Genomic DNA, 6,511 nt, shown 5'->3' with positions numbered 1-6,511 from the left:
GTAGAATCATTAATTAACTTAAGTCAAATTCATGGTTTTTTTATATTTACTGAAGTGGCTTATTTAAGATCTAAGTTTCGCCAGGTTCGACCACCGGATTCAGTCACCAGTATAGAGGGTATAAACCGTACCTCCTCGGCAATTTTTAGTGCTAAATCAGCAACTTCTTGTTTGTTTAGTGTGCCGCTGCCATAATTGAATTCCCCTTCAGGTAATTTATAGACTTTTTCCCGACCAATAAGGCGGGTAAAGCCGGCATCAATCATTTTCTTATTAAGTGACTCGTAATCGCCTTCCACTGCATTATGCAAAACAACACTAACCGTAAAGTACGGCATATCTATTTGTTCCAAGCTATAAGATGATTATCTTTATATAGCACAGCACTGACAGCGATATTTTGACCAAAGTCTAATTGCGCGACATACCAACCAATAACCCTGCTAAAATTATGTCATTAAGGGCGATTGAGTTAATGCGCTTCTGATGATTGATCAATTTGATGAGTGGGTGGCAGTCATCGCCACCCAGACCAGAAGGTGTTTAGAGTGAGAGTGATAGCCGGTTACGGCCTGCGTGTTTTGCTGCATAACAGGCGATATCTGCCTGACGCATGGCTTGTGCGGCATTCTCAGTTTGGCGAGTTAGCGGGACGGCGCCCAGACTTGCGGTAAATGTATACGATTGACCGTGCCAATGAAATTGGATGGCGGCAATATCGGCAACCACAGATTCCAGAATGTCTGTTGCAGGCTTGTTTTGACTATTAAACAATACGATAGCAAACTCATCGCCACCTAAACGGGCGACAATGTCATTTTCACGAACGGCTTGTTGCATGGTTTGTGCCACCATTCTCAGCACCATATCCCCAGCTTCATGGCCTGCGGTATCGTTAACATCCTTGAAATAGTCTAAATCGACATAACAGAGGATATGCTGCTCGTTGTCCCCCAATTGGCTGATTGATTGGGTGAGCCGCTCTTCCAATCGACGCCGATTAATCAGGCCAGTTAGCATGTCATGATTGGCCTGATATTGCAGTTCGCGCTGTGCATGGCGGGCGCGAGTCACATCCTGAAATACCACGACCGCGCCGGTGAGTATATTGTCACGATCGCGGATCGGCGAGGCAGAACAGCGAATCTCTTGCCGTTCTCCTTGGCTTGATAACAACTGGCTGCCTTCTGGTAATAAGGTATTGCGCCCTTCGGCCAAACACTGATTGAAGGCAACTAACTGATTTTTATCTTGCAACGGAGACCACAAAATAAAAACGTCTTCAATAGGTAAACCGCAGGATTCATTTTGGCTACGCCCGGTCATCTCTTCGGCTTTGGGGTTCATCAGTACCACACGGCCTTCTGTGTCGAGGGAGATAATCCCCTCCTGGATAGATGACAACACCCGATGCAGTTGCTCGCGCTCTTCATAACGTGCGACCTCACTGGCGCGCAGTGCATCTTCGCGTTGTTTGCGCTCACTCATATCACGGATTATTTCGGCATAACCGAGAAGTTTCCCATTATTGTCATGGACAACTGTTATGACTGTCACTGCCCAGTAGCGCGTCATATCTTTGCGAACCAACCAGCCCTCGCGTTCCATTCGGCTCGTCGATGCTGCGGTCTTCAGCAACTTCTCCGGTAACCCGGCGGCAATATCCTCGGGTAAAAAGAAACAACCGAAATGCTGACCAATTATCTCATTACTGGCATAGCCAATATTCCGTTCAGCACCGTGGTTCCAGGTATTGACCCGGCCCCAGGGATCAAGCATTAAAATAGCGTAATCCTCAACAGTATCAACCATTAAGCGAAAACGCTCTTCACTGATGCGCAGTGCTTCTTCTCGTTGACGACGCTCGGTGAGATCACGGACAATTTTGGTAAAACCCAACAGTTTGCCACTGTCATCATGCATTGGGTTAATTGCCACACTGGCCCAATAGCGAATACCGTTTTTGCGCACATGCCAGCCTTCGCTCTGGTAATTACCTTCTGCGGTGGCTTTGGCGAGTGATTTCTCCGGCACGCCAGCAGAAATATCCTCCTGTGTGAACAGCAACGCAAAATGTTCACCGATTATTTCATCACTGGTATAGCCTTCATTCCGTTCTCCACCTTTATTCCAGGTGAGAATTCGGCCATGAGTATCGATCATGTAAATAGCATAGTCTTCAACTTCACTGATCAGATGACGAAACTGTTCCTCACTCTTTCGCAGCGCATTTTCGCGCTGCCATTTATCCGTCAAGTCGCGGGTGACATGGACGAATCCCTGCAAAATATGGTCTGAATCATGCAGCGCACTCAGCGTAATATTGCCCCAAAAACGTTTACCATTCTTACGCACCCGCCAGCCCTGGGTTTCATAGTGGCCAAACTGATTGGCATGTTGCAGCCCTTTGGCCGGTAATTTGTTCGCCAAATCCTCTGGGGTATAAAACAGTTCGAAAGATTGACCAATAACTTCTTCGCTAGCGTAACCGGCATTGCGTTCTGCGCCACTGTTCCAAGTGAGGATATGTCCTTGAGCATCAATGATGTATATGGCGTAGTCATCAACGGCTTCAATCAAGAGCCGGAAAATATGATCGTCAAATGATGCTGGATGCAAAGCCATTCCTGTATTTCCTTGAATTAATATTCAGCCACCTTTGGCTGAGCGGATCGAGAGCCAGAAGGGTTAATCTGTTATTGCGGTAAAAGTAATGTAGCAGTCTATCGCTAACAGATGAAATTAGGTAATGAGAATTTTCTTACCAGAAATAAATACACGATAAGAATTGTAATGGATATGAGGGTTACGCTTATCAAGCCTGTCACTACGGGGCTTCAGGTAAGGAACTGATGTCAATATAACAGGGAGAAAGAATAAATCGCCTTATTAATAATAGGGGGTGGTTGGCGTGAATAACCCATAAAAATTGACTTAAGTAGGGAAGGGGTAATTAGTCTGGTCGTATATAAAAGTAATTTACGCAATCATTTCCCTTTAATTTCATTTCCCCTCATTTTGGGCCATAAGATTACCGACCGAGATCATGTTCATTACATAACTGATCTAATTTTTTCACGATACAAAAAATAACCCCGCAGAAATGCAGAAGTGCTTGCATCGGCAACTGTTATCAGGATAATTCTGAATCCTTATAATAAGCATTCTCATTATTAACAAAATTGCAAACTTCAGGGGCATCAACACGATGAATCAAACTATCTCTACCTGCGCAAATCAGAAGCGGCTTGCACCACGTCTTTTGTGCGTCATGATCGGTGCGGCATTAGGGACTTTGTCTGCATCTGTATGGGCAGCAACAGCCACAGACAATACGGCTGAAAGCAGCAAAAAGGCTAGCACAACAGCTGATGCCACTCAGGTTGATAGCAGCAAAACAACGGATACTATTACTGTGGTCGGGACGCAAGAGACCTTCCGTGCCGGTGGTAATGATCTTATTCCAACCTATCTGGACGGTCAGGTAGCTAACGGTGGGCGTATTGGCTTCCTGGGGCAGCAAGATGCGCGTAACGTACCTTTTAACGTGATTGGCTACACATCTAAATTGGTAGAAGACCAGCAAGCGCGGACACTGGCTGATGTGGTCAAAAACGATGCTTCAGTACAGAACGTGCGCGGCTACGGTAATGCTTCACAGAACTTCCGTATTCGTGGTTTTAATCTCGATGGGGATGATATTTCGTTCGGCGGTCTGTTCGGCGTACTGCCACGTCAGGTGGTTGATACCAGTATGGTCGAGCGGGTTGAAGTGTTTAAAGGCCCGAACGTATTTGTGAACGGTATTTCGCCGAGCGGCAGCGGTGTGGGTGGGATGATTAACCTGGAGCCTAAACGAGCCGGTGATACCCCATTGACGCGTGTTAGCGTGGATTATACTTCTTCTGCCAAGGTTGGTGGTGCGCTGGATGTCGGTCGCCGCTTTGGTGACAATGACCAATTCGGTGTGCGGGTTAATGTGCTGCACCGCGAAGGCGAAACGGCTATTCATGATCAGAACGAGCGCACGACCGCACTCTCTACCGGTTTGGATTACCGTGGTGACCGCGCCCGTACTTCTTTAGATATTGGATATCAAAAACAGACCGTTCACGGTATGCGTACTGATGTTGCCATTGGTAGTGCGACGGTGATTCCAGAACCACCGGCAGCCACCTTAAACTATGGTCAGCAGTGGGTCTATACCGATATGGCAACCACCTTCGGTATGCTGCGTAGTGAGTATGATTTAAGCCAGAACTGGACGGTATACGGTACCCTCGGTGCCAGCCACAATGACGAAACCGGGCAATATGGCTCACCAACGCTGACTGATAATAATGGCAACGCCACCATCAGCCGCCTGTATGTGCCTTATGTTTCTGACTCTATTGCTGGTTTAGGGGGGATTCGTGGTCATTTTGAAACCGGCCCAGTAACCCATAAGATGAATCTCGGTTATGCCGCTAACTACCGAACGGCTAAATCTGCCTGGAATATGTCAGGACCAGTAGACACCAATATCTATAACCCAGGGGTAATCCCATTCCCCCCAACTGCTTTTGCTAGCCCTAATCAAGACCCAACACTAAACAGTCAGGTTCGGGCCAGTAGCATCTCGGTGTCGGATACCCTGTCGGCAATGGATGATAAAGTGCAGCTGATGCTGGGGCTACGCCGTCAGGAAGTGGTTATTCGCAATTTTGACAGTGGTGTACCAGACAGTAAAAACGTGCAAGATGCCATGAAAGTGACACCAGTTTATGGCTTGTTGGTTAAACCGTGGGAAAATGTTTCCCTGTATGCTAACCACATTGAAGCATTATCGCCGGGGAAGGTCGCGCCTTGGTATACCGCCAATGCGGGTAATGTTACTGGCATTATTCATGCTAAACAGAATGAAGTCGGCGTGAAATTCGATAACAAACGCTATGGCGGTACCTTGGCTCTGTTTGAAATCACCAGACCTGCCGGTGCCATTGATGCAACAACCAATATCTACGCCTTGGGGGGTGAACAGCGTAACCGCGGCGTTGAACTGAACGTATTCGGTGAACCGGTATTTGGTACTCGTCTGTTAGGTAGTGCCGTGTGGTTGGACCCGATACTGACCGAAGCGCAAAGCAGCCAAAATAATGGTAATTATGCTGTGGGTGTGGCTCGCTATCAGTTAGTGTTTGGCGGTGAGTACGATATTAAAGCAGTAGAAGGTTTGACGGCTACGGGTACTGTCACACGTTCTGGTTCGCAGTATGCTAACCAGGAAAACACCTTAAAACTAAAACCATGGACCCGTTTGGATCTGGGCATGCGTTACACCATGCCGCTGAAAGAGACCAATCTGATCTGGCGTGCGAATCTCGAGAACGTGACCAACGAACGTTACTGGGAGTCGGTTGAAGATACCGGTACTTATATGTACCAAGGTAATCCGCGTGAGCTAAAACTGTCTGTTTCCATGGACTTCTAATCAGAGGTTGATGCCCGTTTGCTAAGCGGCATCTGAACCATAAAAAACCCCGCTATTCTTTGAATGCGGGTTTTTTTTTGCCCAATGATTTTATCAGCAGAATAGACGCGTTTTAGCCATTAAGCGACCCGATAGATGTGCTCATACAGAATATTAAAGCCGATCGCTATCAAGACTATCCCACCAATGATTTCGGCACGCTTACCCAATAATGGGCCAATATAACGGCCAATCAGCATACCTAAGGTAGCCATAATCATGGTTGCCAGACCGATCGCCATGGCGGTGTGGACAATGTTCACTTGTAAGAAGGCTAAACCGACACCAATTGCCATGGCATCAAGGCTGGTAGCAATTGCGGTCATGACCAAAACCCAGAAGCTGTGGCTGCGCATTTTTTCAGTCTCTGCAACTTGTTGTTTCGCACCCTCAAAAATCATGCGGCAACCAAGAATAAACAGCAGACTGAAAGCAATCCAGTGGTCCCATTCCAGAATATATTGACTGGCGAACAGGCCGATACACCAACCTATGAGTGGGGTAATAGCTTCTATTACGCCAAAAATAAGGCCAGTACGTAGTGCTTCTCGAAAACGGGGTTGGTGTAGACTGGCGCCTTTACCAATAGATGCAGCAAATGCATCCATAGACATAGCAAAAGCAAGGATAAGAGTTGCAGATAGATTCATAGCAATAAACTCGGCCGGGCGGCTCCATATACACGTAACCCACCCCCAACCTAACGACGGAGCTACGTGTCTATGGTCTCGCCAACCTTACCTGGCTACCCGTACCACGTTTCAATAGATGAAACGAGTATGTTGATACGGGCGTTTCTGCTTATCAATAAATACCCTTCAATTACGTTAGGTACAATTGCACAGAAACCGGCTACTCCCCATGAACGGCGCAACCTTAACATATAAATTATTATATCGACAACCCCAAAGATAATAAGACAAACCACTATTACTGATAATGATTTTCATTATCGAGAGTTTTGTGCGAAATAGTACATATAAACATCGATAACAATGTGGG

General features: G+C 46.8%; 4 protein-coding genes. 1 reads left to right on the top strand and 3 read right to left on the bottom strand.

The features are described from left to right. Nucleotides 1–59 precede the first annotated feature (59 nt). Together V1952_RS19095 and V1952_RS19090 are read right to left on the bottom strand one after the other, a co-directional pair. Complete coding sequence (locus V1952_RS19095; protein WP_083158588.1) at nucleotides 60–338, bottom strand: hypothetical protein; 279 nt, start codon at nucleotides 336–338, stop codon at nucleotides 60–62. 205 nt (nucleotides 339–543) lie between these two features. Next, entirely contained in the window at nucleotides 544–2,625 is a 2,082-nt protein-coding gene (locus tag V1952_RS19090; protein WP_372559213.1) for a PAS domain S-box protein, read from the bottom strand. A 583-nt stretch (nucleotides 2,626–3,208) separates the two neighbouring features. Here V1952_RS19090 and V1952_RS19085 point away from each other — a divergent pair. Next, nucleotides 3,209–5,470 carry a TonB-dependent receptor gene (locus V1952_RS19085; RefSeq protein ID WP_420075325.1) on the top strand — a complete coding sequence of 754 codons (2,262 nt, stop codon included), beginning with the start codon at nucleotides 3,209–3,211 and terminating at the stop codon, nucleotides 5,468–5,470. Between the two features lie 119 nt (nucleotides 5,471–5,589). Here the strand turns inward: V1952_RS19085 and mntP are convergent, their stop codons facing one another. Continuing rightward, entirely contained in the window at nucleotides 5,590–6,159 is a 570-nt protein-coding gene (gene mntP, locus V1952_RS19080; RefSeq protein WP_420075324.1) for a manganese efflux pump MntP, read from the bottom strand. Nucleotides 6,160–6,511: the final 352 nt, after the last annotated feature.

Source organism: Yersinia sp. 2542 StPb PI (assembly GCF_048593855.1).
Classification (GTDB): Bacteria; Pseudomonadota; Gammaproteobacteria; order Enterobacterales; family Enterobacteriaceae; genus Yersinia; species Yersinia enterocolitica_E.
The sequence above is the reverse complement of the archived record's forward strand: the minus strand, read 5'-3'. Positions and strand labels throughout refer to the sequence as shown.

Coding starts and splice junctions, on each gene's coding strand:
- V1952_RS19090 (WP_372559213.1), bottom strand. CDS start 2,625: ATGGCTTTGCATCCAGCATCATTTGACGATCATATTTTCCGGCTCTTG.
- V1952_RS19085 (WP_420075325.1), top strand. CDS start 3,209: ATGAATCAAACTATCTCTACCTGCGCAAATCAGAAGCGGCTTGCACCA.
- V1952_RS19095 (WP_083158588.1), bottom strand. CDS start 338: ATGCCGTACTTTACGGTTAGTGTTGTTTTGCATAATGCAGTGGAAGGC.
- mntP (WP_420075324.1), bottom strand. CDS start 6,159: ATGAATCTATCTGCAACTCTTATCCTTGCTTTTGCTATGTCTATGGAT.